General features: G+C 72.0%; 13 protein-coding genes. 10 read left to right on the top strand and 3 right to left on the bottom strand.

The genetic code is table 11. The features are described from left to right. Window positions 1-161: 161 nt before the first annotated feature. Window positions 162-1,829, top strand: coding sequence for a fumarate hydratase (locus tag IE252_RS15260; protein WP_190089945.1), 1,668 nt, complete (start codon window positions 162-164; stop codon window positions 1,827-1,829). A gap of 421 nt (window positions 1,830-2,250) precedes the next feature. Here IE252_RS15260 and IE252_RS15255 read toward each other — a convergent pair whose 3' ends face one another. Together IE252_RS15255 and IE252_RS15250 are read right to left on the bottom strand one after the other, a co-directional pair. Beyond that, window positions 2,251-4,857, bottom strand: coding sequence for a GNAT family N-acetyltransferase (locus IE252_RS15255; protein WP_190089944.1), 2,607 nt, complete (start codon window positions 4,855-4,857; stop codon window positions 2,251-2,253). 69 nt (window positions 4,858-4,926) lie between these two features. Next, window positions 4,927-6,441: a ricin-type beta-trefoil lectin domain protein gene (locus IE252_RS15250; protein ID WP_190089943.1), complete on the bottom strand. Its 1,515-nt coding sequence runs from the start codon at window positions 6,439-6,441 to the stop codon at window positions 4,927-4,929. A 107-nt stretch (window positions 6,442-6,548) separates the two neighbouring features. Here IE252_RS15250 and IE252_RS15245 point away from each other — a divergent pair, with 107 nt between their 5' ends. From IE252_RS15245 to IE252_RS15230, 4 genes are all read left to right on the top strand, one after another. Then, window positions 6,549-7,940, top strand: a complete 1,392-nt coding sequence (locus IE252_RS15245) for a class II fumarate hydratase (RefSeq protein ID WP_190089942.1) — start codon at window positions 6,549-6,551, stop codon at window positions 7,938-7,940. Window positions 7,941-8,045: 105 nt separating this feature from the next. Beyond that, a complete protein-coding gene (fomD, locus tag IE252_RS15240) occupies window positions 8,046-8,720 on the top strand; it encodes a cytidylyl-2-hydroxypropylphosphonate hydrolase (protein WP_101389863.1) in 675 nt (224 codons plus the stop codon). A 237-nt stretch (window positions 8,721-8,957) separates the two neighbouring features. Next, window positions 8,958-11,033, top strand: coding sequence for an ATP-binding SpoIIE family protein phosphatase (locus IE252_RS15235; protein ID WP_190089941.1), 2,076 nt, complete (start codon window positions 8,958-8,960; stop codon window positions 11,031-11,033). A gap of 134 nt (window positions 11,034-11,167) precedes the next feature. Beyond that, the gene (locus IE252_RS15230; RefSeq protein WP_190089940.1) at window positions 11,168-12,619 is read left to right on the top strand and encodes a catalase; all 1,452 of its coding nucleotides are present in this window, start codon (window positions 11,168-11,170) and stop codon (window positions 12,617-12,619) included. A 72-nt stretch (window positions 12,620-12,691) separates the two neighbouring features. Here IE252_RS15230 and IE252_RS15225 read toward each other — a convergent pair whose 3' ends face one another. Next, window positions 12,692-15,082 (bottom strand): transglycosylase domain-containing protein, encoded by a 2,391-nt coding sequence (locus IE252_RS15225; RefSeq protein ID WP_190089939.1) that lies wholly within the window; start codon window positions 15,080-15,082, stop codon window positions 12,692-12,694. A gap of 259 nt (window positions 15,083-15,341) precedes the next feature. Here IE252_RS15225 and IE252_RS15220 point away from each other — a divergent pair, with 259 nt between their 5' ends. Genes IE252_RS15220 through IE252_RS15200 form a run of 5 tightly spaced genes read left to right on the top strand, consistent with a single transcriptional unit; the run spans window position 15,342 to window position 22,001 of the window. Further along, window positions 15,342-16,061: an ABC transporter ATP-binding protein gene (locus IE252_RS15220; RefSeq protein WP_190089938.1), complete on the top strand. Its 720-nt coding sequence runs from the start codon at window positions 15,342-15,344 to the stop codon at window positions 16,059-16,061. After that, the gene (locus IE252_RS15215) at window positions 16,058-18,400 is read left to right on the top strand and encodes an FtsX-like permease family protein (protein WP_190089937.1); all 2,343 of its coding nucleotides are present in this window, start codon (window positions 16,058-16,060) and stop codon (window positions 18,398-18,400) included. Before IE252_RS15220 ends, IE252_RS15215 begins: the two co-directional genes overlap by 4 nt. Window positions 18,401-18,443: 43 nt before the next feature. Next, the gene (locus tag IE252_RS15210) at window positions 18,444-18,968 is read left to right on the top strand and encodes a PadR family transcriptional regulator (RefSeq protein WP_190089936.1); all 525 of its coding nucleotides are present in this window, start codon (window positions 18,444-18,446) and stop codon (window positions 18,966-18,968) included. Then, window positions 18,965-19,657 (top strand): ABC transporter ATP-binding protein, encoded by a 693-nt coding sequence (locus tag IE252_RS15205; protein WP_190089935.1) that lies wholly within the window; start codon window positions 18,965-18,967, stop codon window positions 19,655-19,657. Before IE252_RS15210 ends, IE252_RS15205 begins: the two co-directional genes overlap by 4 nt. A 13-nt stretch (window positions 19,658-19,670) precedes the next feature. Then, entirely contained in the window at window positions 19,671-22,001 is a 2,331-nt protein-coding gene (locus IE252_RS15200; protein WP_190089934.1) for an ABC transporter permease, read from the top strand. Window positions 22,002-22,155 lie beyond the last annotated feature (154 nt).

Raw genomic sequence — 22,155 nt, 5'->3', positions numbered from 1 at the left:
TAGATCGCGACTAGGGGTACGTGAGTGTGGGCGCGGCGCCCTGGCCCGGTCGCAACTGAGCCTTACCTCACAGGATCGGGGCCGTGGCGGCGGCATACGCTTGAGGGTGCTGTGCCAATGGAGGTCAGCCGCTGTCTGCCGAGTGAGGAATGGCCGTACACATGCCAGAGTTCGCGTACTCCGATCTGCTCCCCCTGGGAGAGGACAACACGCCCTACCGACTGGTGACCGCCGAGGGTGTCTCCACCTTCGAGGCTGACGGCCGTACGTTCCTCAAGGTCGAGCCGGAGGCGCTGCGCAAGCTGGCCGCCGAGGCGATCCACGACATCCAGCACTACCTCCGCCCGGCGCACCTCGCCCAGCTGCGGAAGATCATCGACGACCCCGAGGCGTCGGGCAACGACAAGTTCGTGGCGCTCGACCTGCTGAAGAACGCGAACATCGCGGCGGCGGGCGTGCTGCCGATGTGCCAGGACACCGGCACGGCGATCGTGATGGGCAAGCGCGGCCAGAACGTGCTGACGTCCGGCGGCGACGAGGAAGCGCTCTCGCGCGGCATCTACGACGCGTACACGCAGCTCAACCTGCGCTACTCGCAGATGGCTCCGATCACCATGTGGGAGGAGAGGAACACCGGCTCGAACCTGCCCGCGCAGATCGAGCTGTACGCGACGGACGGCGGCGCGTACAAGTTCCTCTTCATGGCGAAGGGCGGCGGCTCGGCCAACAAGTCGTTCCTCTACCAGGAGACGAAGGCCGTCCTGAACGAGGCCTCCATGATGAAGTTCCTGGAGGAGAAGATCCGCTCGCTCGGTACGGCGGCGTGCCCGCCCTACCACCTGGCGATCGTGGTCGGCGGTACGTCGGCGGAGTTCGCGCTCAAGACCGCGAAGTACGCCTCGGCGCACTACCTCGACGAGCTGCCGACCGAGGGCTCGCCGACCGGGCACGGCTTCCGCGACGAGGAGCTGGAGCAGAAGGTCTTCGAGCTGACGCAGAAGATCGGCATCGGCGCGCAGTTCGGCGGCAAGTACTTCTGCCACGACGTGCGCGTGGTGCGCCTGCCCCGCCACGGCGCTTCGCTGCCGGTCGCGATCGCGGTGTCCTGCTCGGCGGACCGCCAGGCGGTCGCGAAGATCACGGCCGAGGGCGTGTTCCTGGAGGAGCTGGAGAAGGACCCGGCGCGGTTCCTGCCGGAGACGACGGACGAGCACCTGGACGAGTCCGGTGACGTCGTCAGGATCGACCTCAACCAGCCGATGGACGACATCCTGGCGGAGCTGACGAAGTACCCGGTCAAGACCCGTCTCTCGCTGACCGGCCCGCTGGTCGTGGCGCGCGACATCGCGCACGCGAAGATCAAGGAGCGGTTGGACGCGGGGGAGGAGATGCCGCAGTACCTGAAGGACCACCCGGTGTACTACGCCGGGCCCGCCAAGACCCCCGAGGGGTACGCGTCGGGGTCCTTCGGGCCGACCACGGCCGGGCGTATGGACTCCTACGTGGAGCAGTTCCAGGCGGCGGGTGGCTCCAAGGTGATGCTGGCCAAGGGGAACCGGTCGGGGCAGGTCACTTCGGCGTGCGACGCGCACGGGGGGTTCTACCTGGGGTCCATCGGTGGGCCCGCCGCGCGTCTCGCCCAGGACTGCATCAAGAAGGTCGAGGTCGTCGAGTACGAGGAGTTGGGGATGGAGGCGGTGTGGAAGATCGAGGTCGAGGACTTCCCGGCGTTCATCGTCGTCGACGACAAGGGCAACGACTTCTTCCAGGCGCCGGCTGAGCCGCCTACGTTTTTGAACATTCCTGTGCGGGGAGCTGCGCAGCAGTAGGAGTTTTTGCCCCCACCCCGCCCCTTCCCTAAACCCTCCGGGGGTGGGGGCGGGCCGGGGTGGGTGAGCTTCCCCGGGGGCTACGCCCCCGGACCCCTGGGCGGGGGCTGCGCCCCCTGCGCCCCGCTTCGGGGCTCCGCCCCGGACCCCGCCGGGGGCCTGCCGCCCCTGCCCCCCCCGCCGCTGAGGCACAGGGGTGGGTGGGCAAGCCCGTTCGTCTGCGGGCCGTGGTGGGTTGCTCGCGCAGTTCCCCGCGCCCCTAGGAGGTACGGGCGACTGCGATGGCGAAGCCGAGCCGTTTAGGGGCGCGGGGAACTGCGCGACCAGTGGGGGACGGTCCGCAGACGAGCTCAGAGGGGTCTGGGGGCGCAGCCCCCAGCAGCCCGCCCCGACCCACCACCCGGCCGCCCGCCCGAGGGCTTCAGGGAAGGGGCGGGGTGGGGGGCCTCTCCAGGAAAGCCAGGCGCGCTCGCTTCTCCGGCTTATCGACTTCCTCCCCCAGTACGAACCCCGACCGCACCATCCGCTCGATCGACTTCACGTTCCGGACGTCCGGTTCCACCACGATTCGCTGGTGGGCGGGGTCGGAGAGGACGTAGGTGATCAGGGACTTCATCAGCGCGCCGGTGAATCCGGGGCGCGCCGCGCCCGGCGCGGGGGCCACCAGGATGTGGATGCCGACGTCGCCCGGGCGCACCTCGTAGCACTCCCCCAGCGGATCCGCCGCGGGCTCGTACGTCTGGAACAGCCCCACCGGCTCGTCGTCCAGCAGGAGCAGGAACGCGTGGTGCGTGGGGAGGGAGTCCACGTACGCGTAGGTCTCCGCCACGTACGCGCGGTCCGCGTCCAGCATCCCCCAGAACCGCGCCCGCTCCTGGGTGACCCAGGAGTGGATCAGGTCCGCGTCCCCCGAGGGGTCGAGGGGGCGGAGTCGGACCGTACCGAAGCCCGGGACCTTCTCCTCGTACGCGTGGACACCTCGCTCGTACACCGTCTCTCTCCTCAGCTTCGCCCAGTCCGTCACGACCTCCGCCAGCTCCCCCGCCGCCCACAGCCGCAGCTGGTCCCGGTGGTGGGGGCTGCCCGGGGCGCCGGACGCGCCGAACGGGACCACCCAGAGGCTGTCCTCGCGGCGGGCCAGGTCCCAGACGTACCGCGCGGCCGAGCCACGGGCGCTGCGGTGCGTCAGGCCGGGGACGCTGCTCGCGGACAGGACGCAGTCGTGGTCGCCCGCCAGGCCCGGCCACTCCTCCGGCACCGGCAGGGCCTGCCACGGCGCCAGCCGGTGCGCCTCGCCCCAGGGGCCGAACTCCGCCCCCTCCGCCGCCACTTCCTCCAGCGCCGCCCGCACCAGCTCCACCCGGTCGAGCTCCGGCAGCATCGGCGTCGTCAGGATCGTCTCCAGCGCGAACGCGATCCTCGGCGTCAGCGCCAGCCAGGGCAGGAACAGGTCCGGCAGCGGCGGGAGTTCGGCCAGGTCCGCGAAGGACGGGTGCGCCGCCAGCGCCCGTACCACCCGCTCCCGCACCGTCGCGTACGCCATCGCGTCCGTCGAGTCCGCCTCCATGCGGCGGTCCCAGCCCGTCGTCAGACGGTCCCGGAGGGCCTCCGCCCGGGGAGTCAGGTTCTTGAGCTGCGTCAGGAGCCCCAGCAGCGGGCGTGCCGACGCCAGGTCCGTGTCCGTGTGGATCGCCGCCATCCGCGGCGCCGTCCACGCTCGCGAGGCGGCCAGCAGGGCCGCTATGCGGTCCGCGCGGTACGGGGGCGCGAACTCCACGCCCAGCGGCGCCGCCAGGCCCCGCTGGTTGGCCATCACGGCCGTCCCGGACACCTCCTCGCGCGGCATCGGGGCCCAGCCCGTCCACGCGTGGTCCGCCTCCCACGCCGGGACGACCCGTACGCGGTTGGTGGCGTGGCGCAGCGGTACGCGGCCCGCCACGCGGTGCAGATGGCCGCCCCCGGTGTCGGCGGCCTGGACCACGTTGACCGGCTCGACCCACTCGTCGAAGGCGCGGTCGACGTCGTCGGCGGTCCGGGCGCGCAGCAGCGCCGGGAGCGCGGCGAAGCCGAGGGCGGCGGTGACACGGGGCGGGTGGCGCAGGCTGATGGCGTCGGCCGCGTCGGGGCCGCCGATGATCACCGGGCCCCGGTCCGTCTCGATCACCTCGACCGTCACCGGGGCCGCGCCCGCCACCTCCACCGTCTCGACGTGGACGGACGCCGGGGCCCAGCCGTCGGGGCCGAGCGCGGCCACGTCCGTACCGTCGCGGCGCAGGCGTTCGCGGTACAGGTCCTGGTAGTCGGCCATGGCGTTGGTGATGGCCCAGGCGACCGAGCCGGTGTGGCCGAAGTGGGCGATGCCGGGGACGCCGGGGACGGCGAGGCCCACCACGTCGTACTCCGGGCAGGAGAGGCGGATCTGCTGGTAGACGCCGGGGTCCTCGATGAAGCGGTGCGGGTCGCCCGCGATGATCGCGGCGCCGGTGGCGGTGTGCTCGCCGGTGACCAGCCAGCCGTTGGAGCCGGAGGTGCCGGGGCCGTCGGTGGCGAACAGCTCCACCGCGTCCGGGCCGAGGACGGCGACCGCGCGCTCGCGCCAGAGCTTGGTGGGGAAGCCCGCGAACAGGATGTGGGTGGAGAGCCAGACGCCCAGCGGGGTCCACGGCTCCCAGCGACCGGGCGCCAGGCCCGTCTCCGCGAAGCCGGGCTGGTCGGCGGCCCCTTCCGCGAGCCCGTCGTTGACCCCCGCCACGTACGCCGTGACCCAGTCCGCCGTCTCCGCGTCCAGCGCCTCGAAGCACCGGCGGGCCGTGTCGGCCAGCCGGGCGCGGCGGGCGAAGACGTCCCAGCCGACCGCGTCGGGGCCGAGGAAGGCGGCCGTGGTGCCCTGCACCCGGTGCCGTTCGACCTCCAGCTGCCAGGCCCGGTCCACGGCGGTGGCCCGGCCCTGGGCGTACGCCAGCTCACGGGCGTCGGCCGCCCGCAGGTGCGGGACGCCCCAGGTGTCGCGATAGACCTCGGCGCTCACGCCCGATCCCCTCCCTGTAAGTTAGGTCAGCCTAACCTAAAGGGAGGGGCGGTTATGCGGTGGCCCGCCTTACGCGAAGCGCTGCGACGGGGAGCCGTCGCACGGGCGCAGCGTCAGCGGGTCCCTGGCCCCCGCCAGCGTGGCGCACAGCCCGGTGGCGGCCGCCGGGCGCAGGGTGGAGCCGTCCCGGACGAACTCCTGGTTGGCGCCGCCGTGGCAGTTCCAGATGATCAGCTTGGCCCCGGCCGAGTAGTTCGCGCCCGGCACGTCCAGGCAGCGGTCCTGGGTGAGCTGGGTGTGGAGCGACTTGCGGGCGCCGTCGTACCACCAGCCCTGGTTGCGGCCGCCGTGGCAGTCCCAGCCGATGACGGCCGTGTTGTTGGCGCTGGACGCGCCGGTCACGTCGAGGCAGCTGCCAGTCGCCGCGCTCTTCAGCGGCTGGTACGCGTCGTCCCAGGCGAGCGGGTACAGCACCGGCGAGCCGGTGGACGCGGGGTCGGCGCAACTGGCCTCGCGCAGGCCCGAGTCGTAGATCTGGGTGAGGCAGGACGCGAAGGCGCCGTGGCCCCGGTAGTTGGGGTGGAAGGACTGGCGGACCGAGTTGGAGTCCGGCAGGCCCGGCTTGGACAGGTCGATGTAGAGGCCGCGCGCCCAGGTGTCCTCCATGCACACCTCGTGGCCGTTGAAGAGCCGCGAGTTGTCGAGGTAGACCGCGCCGGTGTCGGCCGCCGCCTTGCGCATCCCCCGTTCGAAGGCCGGGACGGCGGTGTTGCGGCCCCAGACGGTGTCGGAGTCGTAGCCGAGGCCGCCGCAGACCAGCTTGCCGGGGAAGTTCGGGTTGTCGTGGAAGTCGGGGCCGATCGGGCTCGGGTAGCCCATCACGACCAGCTTGTAGTCGCCGTCGGCGTACCCGGCGTCGCGCATCACGGTCTTCAGGTCGTCGACCGTCTGCTCGACCTTGGGCACCAGGCCGTCCACCCGCGCCTGCCAGCCCGGCGCGTACTTGGACTCGCAGGGGCCCTGGAGCAGCAGGTACCGCTCCACGCAGTCGGTCATCACCGGGCCGAACTGGAGGTCGTCGTTGGCCCCCGCGACCAGCAGCACCATCTTGATGCGGGTGTTGCGGGCCTTGATGGCCAGGCTGTCGCTCTGGACCAGCTCGTCCGCGTACTGCTTCGAGCCGCCTATCCGGATGTTGCCGGTGTACGCGCCCGAACAAGCCACGTTGTACGTCTCGTCGGCGGGGATCCCGGTGCGGTGGATCGCGGAGTCGGGGGCCCGGTGGCACCAGTTGTCGGGGCCGTTGGTGCCGGCCTCGTAGGTGCCGACGCCCTCGCCGGAGATCTCGCTGTCGCCCAGCGAGATCAGCCCCGTCTTGCGCTGGGCCATGGGCCGCTCGGCGGAATCCCCGTACAGCTTGAGCGCCTCGGCGGCGCGGATCTTCTCGAGCTCGGGCGGAAGGGGGGTGGACTGTACCGTCGCCGCGGGTGCGGCCGCGGCCGTCGCCGTCATTCCCCCGAACGCGGCCGCCGCGGCCACGGCGGCCGCGAACGTACAGCGAAGTCTGTGCCTGGTGCGCCTCATTGCGCCTCCCCGGTGATGAGTTACCAACGGTATTTACTGGCCAGTAGGGCTCATTGGGAATAGCTAGAACCAGACAAGTGCTCATCTTTACAAGGAGGTTCAGGGATATGAACGACAGTGAGTACCGGATCGAGCACGACTCCATGGGCGAGGTGCGGGTCCCCGCGCACGCCAAGTGGCGGGCCCAGACGCAGCGGGCCGTGGAGAACTTCCCCGTCTCGGGGCAGCGGCTCGAGCGCGCCCACATCGAGGCGCTGGCCAGGATCAAGGCGGCCGCGGCCAAGGTCAACGCCGAACTGGGCGTGCTGGACAAGGACATCGCGGGGGCCGTCCAGCAGGCGGCCGCGGAGGTCGCCGAGGGGCGCTGGGACGAGCACTTCCCGGTCGACGTCTTCCAGACCGGCTCGGGCACCTCGTCCAACATGAACATGAACGAGGTCGTGGCGACCCTGGCGAGCGAGCGCCTGGGCCGGGACGTCCACCCCAACGACCACGTCAACGCCTCGCAGTCGTCCAACGACGTCTTCCCCTCCTCCATCCACATCGCCGCCACGGCCGCCGTCACCGGCGATCTGATCCCGGCCCTGGAGCACCTCGCCGAGGCCCTGGAGCGCAAGGCGGCCGAGTTCGCGGACGTGGTGAAGTCCGGGCGTACGCATCTGATGGACGCCACCCCCGTCACCCTCGGCCAGGAGTTCGGCGGCTACGCGGCGGCGATGCGGTACGGCGTGGAGCGGCTGCGGGCCTCGCTGCCCCGGCTCGCCGAGCTGCCGCTGGGCGGCACGGCCGTCGGCACCGGCATCAACACCCCGCCCGGGTTCTCCGCGGCCGTGATCGCGGAGGTGGCGCGGGCGACCGGCCTTCCGCTCACCGAGGCCCGCGACCACTTCGAGGCGCAGGGCGCGCGGGACGGCCTGGTGGAGACGTCCGGGCAGCTGCGCACGGTCGGCGTCTCGCTCACCAAGATCTCCAACGATCTGCGCTGGATGGCGTCCGGGCCGCGCACCGGCCTCGCCGAGATCAGCCTGCCCGACCTCCAGCCGGGCTCCTCGATCATGCCGGGCAAGGTCAACCCGGTGATCCCGGAGGCCGTGCTGATGGTCGCGGCGCAGGTCACCGGCAACGACGCGACGGTGGCGGCGGCGGGCGCGGCCGGCAACTTCGAGCTGAACGTGATGCTCCCGGTCATCGCCAAGAACCTGCTGGAGTCGGTGCGGCTGCTCGCCAACGCCTCCCGGCTGCTCGCCGACCGCACCGTCGACGGGATCACCGCGAACCGCGAGCGGGCGCGGGAGTACGCGGAGTCCTCGCCCTCGGTCGTCACCCCGCTCAACAAGTACATCGGGTACGAGGAGGCGGCGAAGGTCGCCAAGAAGTCGCTCGCCGAGCGCAAGACCATCCGCGAGGTCGTCCTGGAGGGCGGTTACGTGGAGCGCGGCGACCTCACCGAGGCGCAGCTCGACGAGGCGCTGGACGTCCTGCGGATGACCCGGCCGTGAGGCGCGGGCCCGGGCGGCGCCGGGGCCGGGCGCGATGACCGGGCGGTGACCGCGGCCGTGACGCGGGTCGCAGCGCGGTCTTGACCGTGCTCCTAAGATCTGCGCATGACAGGTACCGGAGGCATGCACCACTGGGCGCCGGGGGACCAGATCCTCTGGCGCTACCGCGGCAATGCCCCCGACCTGAAGAGCCGCGTCCACATCTGCCGCCCGGTCACCGTCGTCCAGGACACCGACGAACTGCTCGCGGTGTGGATGGCGCCGGGCACCGAGTGCGTCAAGCCGGTGCTCGCCGACGGCACCCCCGTCCACGAGGAGCCCCTCGCCACCCGCTACACCGCCCCGCGCACCACGGAGCGCGCGCGCTGGTTCGGCACCGGAGTGCTCAAGCTCGCGCGCCCCGGCGACCCCTGGTCGGTCTGGCTGTTCTGGGAGCGGGGCTGGCGCTTCCGGAGCTGGTACGTGAACCTGGAGGAGCCGCGCACGCGGTGGTCGGGCGGGATCGACTCCGAGGACCACTTTCTCGACATCTCCGTCTACCCGGACCGCACTTGGCAGTGGCGGGACGAGGACGAGTTCGCGCAGGCCCAGCGGGTGGGGCTGATGGACGCGGCCCAGGCCCGCAGGGTCCGGGCGGCCGGGGCGGCGGCGGTCGAGGTGATCCGGGCCTGGGGCAGGCCGTTCTCGGACGGGTGGGAGGAGTGGCGGCCCGATCCGCGGTGGCCGGTTCCCGCGCTCCCGGCGGATTGGGATCGCACCCCGGCGCATATGCCGTCGTGAGACCCTTGATGCGCCCCCGGGGTTCAAACGTAGGATCGTCCTCCGCAAGGCTGCGCATCGACAACGAGGGAACCCAGGGCGCAAATTGACCGTATGTCACCTCAAGGGGGGTCGGGACGTGAGGGGTGTCGCGGCCGCCCATGGAGCGGGTATACCGCACGAAGCGACTGCCTCGCGCATCCCTGCCCTGCCTCCAGCACGGTGGATGTCTCACTCCGGACGGACGGAACCCGACGCGTGACGGAGCATCAGCCCACTTCGCACGAGAGCCGGCACCAGGAGCAGCTGGCCCGGCCTCCTGAGGCGGCCCGGCCGCGCCCGGACGAGCCGGGTGCGGGCTCCGCCGCGCACTCCGCCGTGCCCGCCCGGCGCGGCCAGGCCCGCGCGGCCACCGCGTCCGTGCCCGGCCAGCCCGAGCCCGGCTCCCGCGACCTCGCCCGCGACCTGGGCGCGGCGGCGACCGCCGGCGCGATGGGGGTGCCGCCCGGACGGGGCCCCGCGGAGCCCCCGGGCGACGGTCTGCCCGGCGGCCCGGCCTCCGGCGCGCCCGGGGCCGGCAGCGGCGGCGAGGTGCCCGGTGGCGGGGACATCGCGGCCGTGGCCCGCCGCGAGGGCGACCGGCTGCGGTTCGTGGGCGCCGCGACCCGCCGGATCGCGCGCGGCATAGACCTCGACGAGATCGTGCTCGGGCTGTGCCGGGCCACCGTCCCGACGTTCTCGGACGCGATACTCGTGCATCTGCGCGACCCGCTTCCGGTCGGGGACGAGCGGCCCGCCAGCCCCTTCGTGCTGCGGCTGCGCCGAACCGACCGGTTGCGTTTAGTGGACGAGTCCCTGCAGGAGCCGGAGGCGATCGACGCCCTGTCCCTGCTGAACGCCCAGACCGACCTGACCCCGGCCGCCGAGCTCTGCGAGGTGCGCACCGGCGGCGCCCTCGCCGAGGTGCTGCGCGGGGTGCGGCCGGTCTTCGGCGACTCCGTGCCCGCCCGGCTCGCCCTGGCCGAGCTGCTCGGCCCGGACCGCCCGGTCCCCGGCGGCCACCGGACGATACTCGCCCCGCTCCGGGGCCGGCGCCGGGTGATCGGCGCCGCCGTCTTCGTCCGCGGCCTGGAGCGGCCCGCCTTCGAGGCGAACGACCTGCTGGTGGCGGCCCAGCTGGCCACCCACACCGCGCTCGGCATCGACAAGGCCGTGCTGTACGGCCGCGAGGCGTACATCGCGGACGAGCTCCAGCGGACCATGCTGCCGGACTCGCTGCCCCAGCCGACCGGCGTGCGGCTCGCCTCGCGCTATCTGCCGGCCGCCGAGACCGCCCGGGTCGGCGGCGACTGGTACGACGCGATCCCGCTGCCCGGCAGCCGGGTCGCCCTGGTCGTCGGCGACGTCATGGGCCACTCGATGACCTCGGCCGCGATCATGGGCCAGCTGCGCACCACCGCGCAGACCCTGGCCGGGCTCGACCTGCCGCCGCAGGAGGTGCTGCACCACCTCGACGAGCAGGCCCAGCGGCTCGGCACCGACCGGATGGCGACCTGCCTGTACGCGGTGTACGACCCGGTCGCCCACCGGATCACCATCGCCAACGCCGGGCATCCGCCGCCGGTCCTGCTGCACCTGGGCGGGCGCGCCGAGGTGCTGCGGGTGCCGCCGGGCGCGCCGATCGGCGTGGGCGGGGGCGACTTCGAGGCGGTCGAGCTGGACGCCCCGGCGGGCGCCACCCTGCTCCTGTACACGGACGGCCTCGTGGAGTCCCGGCTGCGGGACGTGTGGACCGGCATCGAGCAGCTGCGCGAGCGCCTGGCCGCCACCGCCCAGCTGACCGGCCCGGACCACCCGCCGCCCCTTGAGGCGCTCTGCGACGACGTCCTGGACATGCTGGGCCCGGGCGACCGGGACGACGACATCGCGCTGCTCGCGGCCCGCTTCGACGGGATCGCGCCGAGCGACGTGGCGTACTGGTTCCTGGACCCGGAGGACTCGGCGCCCGGCCGGGCCCGCCGCCTGGCGCGGCGCGCCCTGGACCGCTGGGGCCTGGAGGAGCTCACGGACTCGGTGGAGCTGCTGGTCAGCGAGGTCGTCACCAACGCCGTGCGGTACGCGGAGCGCCCGGTGACCCTGCGGCTGCTCAAGACGGACGTTCTGCGCTGCGAGGTCGGCGACGACTCGCCGCAGCTGCCGAGGCAGCGGCGGGCGCGGGACACCGACGAGGGCGGGCGCGGTCTGTTCCTGGTGAACCGGCTGGCCAGGCGGTGGGGCGCGACCCGTCTTTCGGGCGGCAAGGTGGTCTGGTTCGAGCTGGCGACCCGCCCCTGAGGCGGGTCGCCGGGCCCGGCGGCGGGCGGGATCCAGATGTTGCCGACACCGAGTCGGCGGAGTTGACTGGCTCGTGGACGAAGCGACCCCACCCATACCCGATGGGGGTCATCCCCCGCTGAGGGAGGACGCTCGTGAGCACCCAGCCCTACACGACGAACAACGCCGGGGTCCCGGTGGAGAGCGACGAGCACTCGCTCACCGTCGGCTCCGACGGCCCGATCCTGCTCCAGGACCACTACCTCATCGAGAAGATGGCCCAGTTCAACCGGGAGCGGGTCCCTGAGCGCGTGGTGCACGCGAAGGGCTCCGGCGCGTACGGCACGTTCGAAGTGACCAACGACGTCAGCCAGTTCACCAGGGCCGACCTCTTCCAGCCGGGGCGGCGCACCGAGATGCTGGCCCGCTTCTCGACGGTCGCCGGGGAGCAGGGCTCGCCCGACACCTGGCGCGACCCGCGCGGCTTCGCGCTCAAGTTCTACACCGAGCACGGCAATTACGACCTGGTCGGCAACAACACCCCCGTCTTCTTCGTACGCGACCCGATGAAGTTCCAGGACTTCATCCGCTCGCAGAAGCGCCGCCCGGACAACGGGCTGCGCGACCACGACATGCAGTGGGACTTCTGGACGCTCTCCCCCGAGTCGGCGCACATGGTGACCTGGCTGATGGGCGACCGGGGCATCCCGAAGAGCTACCGCCACATGAACGGCTACTCCTCGCACACCTACATGTGGATCAACGGCGGCGGCACCAGGTTCTGGGTCAAGTACCACATCAAGACCGACCAGGGCGTCGAGTACCTCACCCAGGCCGAGGCCGACGACCTCGCGGGCCGGGACGCCGACGTCCACCGCCGCGACCTGTTCGACGCGATCAGGGCCGGGAACGCGCCGAGCTGGACGGTGAAGGTCCAGGTCATGCCGTTCGAGGACGCCCCCGACTACCGGTTCAACCCGTTCGACCTCACCAAGGTGTGGCCGCACGGCGACTACCCGCTGATCGAGGTCGGGCGGATGACGCTCAACCGGAACCCGGACGACTACTTCATCCACATCGAGCAGGCCGCGTTCGAGCCGTCCAACATGGTGCCGGGCATCGGCCCCTCCCCCGACAAGATGCTGCTCGGCCGCCTCTTCTCGTACCCCGACACCCACCGCTACCGGATCGGCCCCAACTACGCGCAGCTGCCGCCCAACCGGGCCCGCTCGCAGGTGAACTCGTACGCGAAGGACGGGCCGATGCGCTACGAGCCGTCCCGCGCCGGGGCGCCGTACGCCCCCAACTCCTACGGCGGCCCCTCGGCGGCCGTGGAGGGCTTCGGGGACCCCGCCGGGTGGCGGACCGCCGGGGAGATGGTCCGCGAGGCGTACGCGCTGCACCGCGAGGACGACGACTGGGGCCAGGCGGGCACCCAGGTGCGCCAGGTGCTCGACGACGCCGCGCGCGAGCGGCTCGTCTCCAACATCGCGGGCCATCTGAAGGACGGCGTCAGCAAGCCCGTCCTGGAGCGCGCGCTCCAGTACTGGCGCAACGTCGACAAGGGCATCGGCGACCGGGTCGCCGCGGCGGTCAACGGCGGCTGACCGTCCTCCCGCCGACGCGAAGGCCCCCCGCCCTGACGGGTGGGGGGCCTTCCCATGGGTCAGGAGCCCGGGCTACGGCGTGTTGCCGCCGCCCTGGATGGTGCCCTGGGTGGTCCCGCCGTCGGTGGTGCCCTGGGTGGTTCCACCGTCGGTGGTGCCGGTGGTGGTACCGCCGTTGGTCTGGCCGGTGGTGGTGCCGCCGTTGGTCTGACCGCCGTTCGTCTGGCCCCCGTTGGTCTGACCGCCGTTGGTCTGCCCCCCGGTGGTGGGCTTGCCGCCGGTGGTGCCGCCGGTCGTCGGCGGACGCGACGGGGTGTGGCTCGGCGTGTGCGAGGGCGTCCGGCTCGGGGTGTGCGACGGGGTGCGCGAGGGCGTGTTGGACGGGGTCCCCGAGGGCGTGCCCGCCGGGGTCTCGTCGGGCTGCTTGGCCGCGCCCTGGTCGGTGTCCAGGTCGAACTCGGACTGGCCGTCGACCGCGTCGAAGGTGTAGGCGGCCCAGATCCTCGCCGGGATGGAGCCACCGGCGACCCGGCCGTCGATGTCGGCGACGTCGGTGAGGGAGACCTGGCTGCCCTTGCCGACCGTGGTCTCCTTGCCGTCGATCTTCACCGTACGCGGCGCGGCTGCCTCGCCCCACAGGCCGACGGAGGTCACCAGCGTCGGCGTGTAGCCGGTGAACCAGGCCGACTTGTTGTCGTCGGAGGTACCGGTCTTGCCCGCGACCTTCTGCCCGTCGCGGTTCGTCGCGTCCCGCACCGACCGCTTGGCCGTACCGTCGTCGACCACGCCGGTCAGCACCGAGGTGACGGCGTCGGCCGCGTCACGGCTGATCACCTGGTCGCCGATCGGGTCCGGCCTGTTGTACTTGGCTTCCTTGTGCTGGGCCGACTTGACGATGGACGGCGTGACCTTCTTGCCGTGGTTGTCGAGCGTGGCGTACGCGCCGGCCATCTCCATCGGGCTGGCGCCGTAGGAGCCCAGGGTCATCGCGGGATGGGCGCCGACGCCCTTCATGTGGTTGAGGCCGAGCGCGACGGCCGTGTCCCGCAGCTTCGTCAGCCCCACGTCCACGCCCATCTGCGCGAAGACGCTGTTGACGGACTTGTTCATCGCCGTCTGGACGGTGATGGGGCCGTAGCTCTGGTCGTCCTCGTTGGGCGGCGCGTAGCCGTTGCCGCCCTCGCCCTTCACCGGGCGCTTGTTGTCGCCGTTGTAGATGGTGTTGGCGCGGATCTCCTTGCCGTCCTGCGTCTCGGCCTTGTCGTTGAGCGCGGCGGCGAGGATCAGCGGCTTGAAGGTCGAGGCGGGCTGGTACGTGGCCGTCCTCGCGTTGCTGATCTGGTGCTTCATGTAGTCCTGGCCGCCGTACAGCGCGACGACCGAACCGGTCTTCGGGTCCACCGAGACGGCGCCCGCCTGGACGTCCTGGTCGACCTTCTTCTTCTTGTCCAGCTTGCTGGTCAGCTCCTGCTTGACCGCCTTCTCAAGAAGGTCCTGCTTCTTCGGGTCGATGTTGAGCGTGATGGTCCAGCCGCCCTTGGCCAGGTCGGCTTCGTTGATGCCGTTGTTGATCAGCTCGGCCTTGGCGGCCTGGACCAGGTAGCCGGTCTGGCCCTCCATGCCGGGGTCCGGCTTGGGCTCGACCGGCACCGGGAACTTCATCGCCGCCCGCTGGGAGGCGTCCAGCTCCTTCATCTTGACCATGTTGTCGAGGACGTAGTTCCAGCGGTTGGTCACCAGCCTCTTGCCGGTCTCCGTGGCCACCGCCCAGTCGTACTGGCTGGGCGCCTGGAGCAGCGCCGCCAGATAGGCGCCCTGCTCGACGGTCAGCTTGGAGGAGTCCACCCCGTAGTACGCCTGCGCCGCGGCCTGGATGCCGTAGGCGTTGCGGCCGTAGAAGCTGGTGTTGATGTACCCGGCCAGGATCTCCTTCTTGTCGTACTTCTGGTCGACCTTGAGGGAGATCACCAGCTCCTTGAGCTTGCGGGTGACCGTCTGGTCCTGGCTCAGGTAGAAGTTCTTCACGTACTGCTGGGTGATCGTCGAGCCGCCCTGCTTGCCCTTGCCGGAGAGGGTGTTCAGCAGGCCTCGGGCGGTGCCCTTGAAGTCGACGCCGGAGTCCTTGTAGAAGGACATGTTCTCGGCCGCCACGAAGTCCAGCTGGACCTTCTCGGGGATCTTGTCGAGCCCGACCACCTCGCGGTTGAGCTGTCCCGTACGGGCGATGATCTTGCCGTTGGAGAGCTTGTAGACGTTGCTCTCCATCTTCGCCGCGGCGTTCGCCTCGGGGATCGGCGTCATCAGATAGATGATGTAGAAGCCGCCCATTCCGAGCAGGACGAGGCCGAAGAAGGTGCCGAGCATCTTCTTCCACGTGAAGAGCCTGCGTATCCGCCCGCCCTTCTTCTGCGTGGTCCGGCGCGCCCCGCGCTGCCGGGCCCGCCGCTCTTCCGCTCGGCCCATAACCTCAGTCGCTCGCCTTCTTGACTCGCCAGATCAGCTCAGAAAACTAACACCGCACGTGTGGACAAAGAGGAGCCCATCACGTCTTTTCCGTACGTGAGAATCAGCACCCAGCCCATGGGAACCGACTGACAAACAGCCCCCAAGGTTGCCAGAAGCCAGGATCCTGCCCGTTTTTGCATGGGAATGTCATGTTCCCCCGGGCTCTATGCACCAGGCGTATACACACCGCGTATACCTAGTGCGTATAGTCCTCCCCATGTCACTCGGCTCGTCATCCGGTCCGGCGTCCGGCCCCCTGCTCGGCGCGAGCGGGCTGCGCAAGGCCTTCGGTTCCACGCCCGCCCTCGACGGCGCGGACTTCGCCCTCTCCCCCGGCGAGGTAGTCGCCGTCATGGGCCCCTCGGGGTCCGGCAAGTCCACGCTGCTGCACTGCCTGGCCGGGATCGTCCGGCCCGACGCGGGGACCATCACGTACGACGGGAACGACGTGACCGCGATGAACGACGCCCGGCGCTCGGCGCTGCGCCGCCGCGACTTCGGCTTCGTCTTCCAGTTCGGCCAGCTGGTGCCGGAGCTCACCTGCGCCGAGAACGTGGCGCTGCCGCTGCGGCTCGACGGGGTGCGCCGCAAGGACGCCGACCGGGCGGCGCTGCACTGGCTGGAGCGCCTGGAGGTCGACTCGGTGGCCCGGCGGCGGCCCGACCAGATATCCGGCGGCCAGGGCCAGCGCGTCGCCGTCGCCCGCGCCCTGGTCACCGCGCCCCGCGTGGTCTTCGCCGACGAGCCGACCGGCGCCCTGGACTCGCTCAGCGGCGAGCTGGTGATGCGGCTGTTCACCGAGGCCGCCCGGGACACCGGCGCGGCCGTGGTCCTGGTCACCCACGAGACCCGGGTCGCCGCCTACTCGGACCGCGAGATCACCGTCCGCGACGGCCGCTCCCGCGACTTCACCCTCGCCCCGGCCGGTGCCCGGTGACCCGCCGCCTCCGCGAGCTGGCGCTCGGCGCCAAGTTCGCCTTCACCGGCGGCCGCGAGGGCTGGATCCGTACGCTGCTGACCGCGCTCGGCGTCGGGCTCGGCGTCGCGCTGCTCTTCGCGGCGGCCTCGATCCCGCACGTCAACCAGGCGAGCAGCGCGCGCGGGGACGCCCGGGTGCCCGCCGCCTCCGGCGGCAAGAAGGCGTTCGAGCGCACCGACAGCTCGGTGCTCTTCGACATGGTGGGCACCGAGTACCGCGGCGAGTCCATCGGCGGGCTCATGCTGCGCCCCGAGGGCAAGCACCCCGCCGTGCCGCCCGGTCTGGGCGCGCTGCCCGGCCCCGGCGAGATGGCCGCCTCGCCCGCCCTGCGCGACCTGCTCGACTCGCCCAAGGGCGAACTGCTGCGCCAGCGGCTCCCGTACAAGGTCACCGCGAGCATCGGCGACGCCGGGCTGCTCGACCCCACCGAGCTCTTCTTCTACGCGGGCAGCTCGACCCTGACCGAGGCGAGCGGCGCGGCTCGCACCAACGCGTTCGGCGGCGAGGTCGAGAAGCTGCCGCTCAACCCGGTGCTGGTGGCGCTGACCGTGGTGGCCTGCGTGGTGCTGCTGCTTCCGGTGATCATCTTCATCGCCACCGCCGTACGGTTCGGCGGCGAGCGCCGCGACAAGCGGCTCGCGGCGCTGCGCCTGGTCGGCGCGGACACCGGGATGACCCGGTGGATCGCGGCCGGGGAGGCGCTCGCGGGCTCGGCGCTCGGCCTGCTGGTCGGCACGGCCCTCTTCCTCTTCGGCCGCGAACTCGTCGGCGGCGTCCGGTTCTGGAGCTTCGCGGCCTTCCCCGCCGACTTCACCCCGGCCCCGGCGCTCGCCGCGCTCGTCCTGCTCGCCGTGCCGCTGGCGGCCGTCGTGGTCACGCTCTTCACGATGCGCTCGGTGGCCGTCGAGCCGCTGGGCGTCGTGCGGGCCACCAAGCCCCGAAGGCGCCGGGTGTGGTGGCGGCTGCTGCTGCCCGCGGCCGGGGTCGCCGTCCTCGCCCTGTCCCCCAGGGCGGGCGTGGACCAGGGCGTGACCGACCCGAACCTGGTCGCCATCGGCGCGATCCTCACCCTGACCGGCATCGCGACCCTGCTGCCGTGGCTGGTGGAGGCGGCCGTCGCCCGGCTGCGCGGCGGGCCGGTCGCCTGGCAGCTGGCCGTACGCAGGCTCCAGCTCGGCGGCGGCACCGCCAGCCGGGCCGTCGCGGGGATCACCGTGGCGGTGGCGGGCGCGATCTCGCTCCAGATGATGACCACCGGCATCCACGCCGACTTCGTGCGCACCACCGACCAGGACCCCAGCCGCGCCCAGGTCGACGTGACGGCCAACTTCCCGAGCGGCGAGCGCGCCCAGCGGATGATCCACGACTTCCGCGCCACCAAGGGCGTCCAGGCGGTCATCGGCACCGTCGAGACCTACGCGACCCGGCCGGGCGCCTACACCGGGGACCAGATCCGGCCCACCACCTCCCTGACCGTGGGCGACTGCGCCACGCTCGCGGAGCTCGCCCGCGTCGGCTCCTGCCGGGACGGCGACACCTTCGTCGTCCACCCCGCCGACGACAAGCGGCTGAGCGCCTGGGTGGACCAGGCCGCGCGGCCCGGCGAGGCGGTCAACCTCGACACCACCTCCGACTACGACTCCTCGGCCGAGCCGCTCCTGTGGACACTGCCCAGGTCGGCCCGCCAGGTCCTCTCCCGGCCCGACCCGATGGGCGAGCACCGGTACGGCATCTTCGCCACCCCCGGCGCCGTCGACGTCACCAAGCTGCCCTCGGCCGAGACCAAGGCCATGATCAAGGTCGACCGCGCGGTGCCGGACGCCGCCGAGTACGTACGCAACACGGCCGCCGTCATCGACCCCGCCATGCACGTGCGCACCATCGACAACGTCGAGCGCGACAAGCAGTACGCCAGCGTCCAGAGCGGGCTGCGGACCGGCGCGATCGCCACCATGCTGCTGATCGCGCTGAGCCTGCTCGTCTCACAGATCGAGCAGCTGCGCGAGCGCCGCAGGCTCCTGTCGGTCCTCGTCGCCTTCGGCACCCGGCGCTCCTCGCTGGCGCTCTCCGTGCTGTGGCAGACCGCCGTGCCGGTCGTCCTCGGGGTGGTACTCGCGGTCGCGGGCGGCACCGCGCTGGGCGTGGCCCTGCTCGACATGGTCGGCAAGGAGGTCACCGACTGGTGGCTTTTCCTGCCGCTGGCGGGCACCGGTACGGTCACCGTCCTGGTGGTGACGCTGCTCAGCCTGCCCCCGCTGTGGCGCCTGATGCGCCCCGACGGCCTCCGTACCGAGTGACCCGCCCACCGTCCGCAGACGTACAGCAGAAAGGGATCTGAGCATGTCCATCGGCCACACCCTCCTCGGACTCCTTGAGTCGGGCCCGCGCCACGGGTACGACCTCAAGCGCGCGTTCGACGAGAAGTTCGGGCACGACCGCCCGCTGCACTACGGGCAGGTCTACTCGACCATGTCGCGGCTGCTGAAGAACGGCCTCGTGGAGGTCGACGGCGTGGAGGCCGGCGGCGGCCCCGAGCGCAAGCGGTACGCGATCACCGAGGCCGGCATCACCGATGTCGAGGCCTGGCTGAAGCAGCCGGAGAAGCCCGAGCCGTACCTCCAGTCGACCCTCTACACCAAGGTCGTCCTCGCCCTGCTCACCGGCCGCAGCGCGGGCGACCTGCTGGACACCCAGCGCGCCGAACACCTGCGGCTGATGCGCATCCTCACCGACCGCAAGCGCCGCGGCGACCTCTCCGACCAGCTGATCTGCGACCACGCCCTGTTCCATCTGGAGGCGGACCTGCGCTGGCTGGAGCTGACCGCCGCCCGCCTCGACCAGCTCGCCACGGAGGTACGCGCATGACGCCCGCCGGCTCCCTGCTCCTCGCCAAGGACCTGCGCAAGTCGTACGGGTCCACGCCCGCGCTCGACGGCGCGGAGTTCTCCATCCACCCCGGCGAGGTCGTCGCCGTGATGGGCCCGTCCGGCTCGGGCAAGTCGACGCTGCTGCACTGCCTGGCCGGGATCGTCACGCCCGACTCCGGCTCCATCCTCTACAACGGCCGCGAGCTGTCGTCGATGAAGGACGCCGAGCGCAGCGCGCTGCGCCGCAGCGAGTTCGGCTTCGTCTTCCAGTTCGGCCAGCTCGTCCCCGAGCTGACCTGCACGGAGAACGTGGCCCTTCCGCTGCGGCTGACCGGCGTGCGCCGCAAGGAGGCCGAGCGCACGGCGCTGTCCTGGATGGAGCGCCTGGAGGTCGAGGACCTCGGGAACAAGCGGCCCGGCGAGGTCTCCGGCGGCCAGGGCCAGCGCGTCGCGGTGGCCCGCTCGCTGGTCACCTCGCCGCGGGTGGTCTTCGCGGACGAGCCGACCGGCGCCCTCGACTCGCTCAACGGCGAGCGCGTGATGCAGCTGCTCACCGAGGCCGCCCGGTCCACCAACGCGGCGGTCGTCCTGGTCACCCACGAGGCCCGGGTCGCCGCCTACTCCGACCGGGAGGTCGTCGTACGCGACGGCAAGTCCCGCGACATGATGCTGGAGCACTCCGTATGAACGGGCGCGCGATATGAACAGGCTCCGTGACCTCACCCTGGGCGCCAGGTTCGCGCTCACCGGCGGCCGCGAGGGGTGGACGCGCACGCTGATGACGGCGATCGGCGTCGGGCTCGGCGTGGCGCTGCTGCTCGCCACCACCGCCCTGCCGGGCGCGCTCTCGGCGCGGGACGCGCGCGACAACGCGCGCAACGACTACGGCGCCGGGCAGGAGACGCCCGCGGCCGCCGACACCATGCTGATCGCCCGTACCGACACGGTCTTCGGCGGCGACGACGTCCGGGGCCGTCTGGTGCAGCCCGAGGGCGACCGGGCGCCGGTGCCGCCGGGCCTGTCCGCGCTGCCCGCGCCCGGCACGATGGTGGTCTCGCCCGAGCTGCGCGACCTGCTGAAGTCGCCCGGCGGCAAGCTGTTGCGCGAGCGCGTCCCGTACAAGATCACCGGCACGATCGGCGACGCGGGGCTGCTCGGCCCGCACGAACTCGCCTACTACGCGGGCAGCGACAGCCTCAAGGGGCACAAGACGCTGAGCTCGAACCGAATCGACATCGAGCGGATCAAGACGTTCCCGGACAAGAAGCCGGGCGAGCCGATCGACCCGATCCTGGCGCTGCTCATCGTGATCATCTTCGTGGTGCTGCTGCTGCCGGTCGCGGTCTTCATCGCGGCGGCCGTCCGCTTCGGCGGCGACCGGCGCGACAAGCGCCTCGCGGCGCTGCGGCTTGTCGGCGCGGACAGCAGGATGACCCGCTGGATCGCGGCGGGCGAGGCGCTGGCGGGCTCGCTCCTGGGGCTCGGCCTCGGCACGGTCTTCTTCCTGATCGCCCGCCAGTACGTGGGCGAGGTCACCATCGCCCGCCTCAACGTCTTCCCCTCCGACCTGAACCCCAGCGTGGCGCTGGCGCTCCTGGTGGGCGTGGCGGTGCCGGCGGCCGCGGTCGGGGTGACGCTGTTCGCGCTGCGCGGAGTGGTGATCGAACCGCTGGGTGTCGTACGGACGTCGGTACCGCGCCCGCGGCGCCTGTGGTGGCGCCTCCTGCTGCCGGTGGTCGGACTCGGCCTCCTGATCCCGATGTTCGACAAGGGCCGCGACACCGGCTTCTACAACCAGACGCAGGTCATCGGCGGTACGGTCCTGCTGCTCATCGGGGTCACGGCGCTGCTGCCGTGGCTGATCGAGACGGTGGTGCGGCGGCTCGGCGGCGGCGGGGTCGGCTGGCAACTGGCGGTCCGCCGCCTCCAGTTGAACTCGGGCGCCGCGGCCCGCCTGGTGAACGGCATCGCGGTGGCGGTGGCCGGGGCGATCGCGCTCCAGATGCTCTTCAGCGGCATCGAGGGCGACTACGTGAAGTCCAGCGGCGAGGACACGGCCCGGGCCCAGCTGGTCGTCCCGATGTCCTCGAACCTGTCCAAGGCCGAACAGGAGCGCCGCGAGGAGAACCTGAAGGCGGTGCCGGGGGTGACGGGCACGACGACGCTCGGGAACGTCGGCCTGCACACGCCGAACCCGGACGACCAGAAGTACGTCGAGATGGCGGTCGGCGACTGCCGCGCCCTGCGCGAGGTGGGCGAGCTGCCCTCCTGCAAGGACGGCGACGTGTTCGTGGCGGCGGGCGGCGAGTTCGGCGGGGACGGCGCGGCGCCGGGCGCGAAGCTGCTCTTCGAGTCGGCGTGGGTCGGGGACCGGAAGGGCCCGGAGACGCCGTACACGGTGCCGCGCGACGCGCGCACGGTTCAGGCGAGGCCGGACCCGCTGGGCACGAAGCGGGGCGGCCTCCTGGCGACCCCCGGCGCCGTGCGCAAGTTCACCAAGATCTCGGTCTACTACACGACGTACGTGACGACTCGGCCGGGAGACGGGACGGCGGCCGACCGGGTGCTGAACGCGGCGTGGCGGGACGACCCGTTCACGCGGGCGCGGGCGCTCAACGACGTCAAGACGGCGACGAAGTTCTCCGGGGTGCGGCGGGGGCTGTACATCGGGGCCGCGGCGGTCCTGATGCTGATCGGGACGAGCCTGCTGGTGTCCATGCTGGAGCAACTGCGCGAACGCAAGCGCCTGCTGTCGTCCCTGGTCGCCTTCGGCACCCGCCGCACGACGCTGAGCTGGTCGGTCCTGTGGCAGACGGCGGTCCCGGTGACCCTGGGCCTCACCCTGGCGTCCGGCGTGGGCCTGGGCCTGGGCGCGGTCCTGCTCCGCATGGTGGGCCGCCCGATCCACATCGACTGGCCGTCGGTGGCGGGGATGGTGGGAATCGGCGGGGCGGTGGTCCTCCTGGTGACGGCCCTGTCCTTGCCACCACTGTGGAGGCTGATGCGGCCGGATGGGCTGCGGACGGAGTAAACGGACGGGGCGCGGTGTGTTGCGTGCGGGCCGTCTGTGGCTGGTCGCGCAGTTCCCCGCGCCCCTTTTTGGCCCGGTGTTTATCTGCGGGCCGGTGGGGGCTGAGCGCGCAGTTCCCCGCGCCCCTGAGGGGGTGCGGGTGACGGCGATGGCG

Origin of the sequence: Streptomyces melanogenes (assembly GCF_014649795.1) — a bacterium.
GTDB lineage: Bacteria > Actinomycetota > Actinomycetes > Streptomycetales > Streptomycetaceae > Streptomyces > Streptomyces noboritoensis.
Note: the sequence above shows the minus strand (reverse complement) of the source record. Positions and strands in the feature narration are given on the sequence as shown.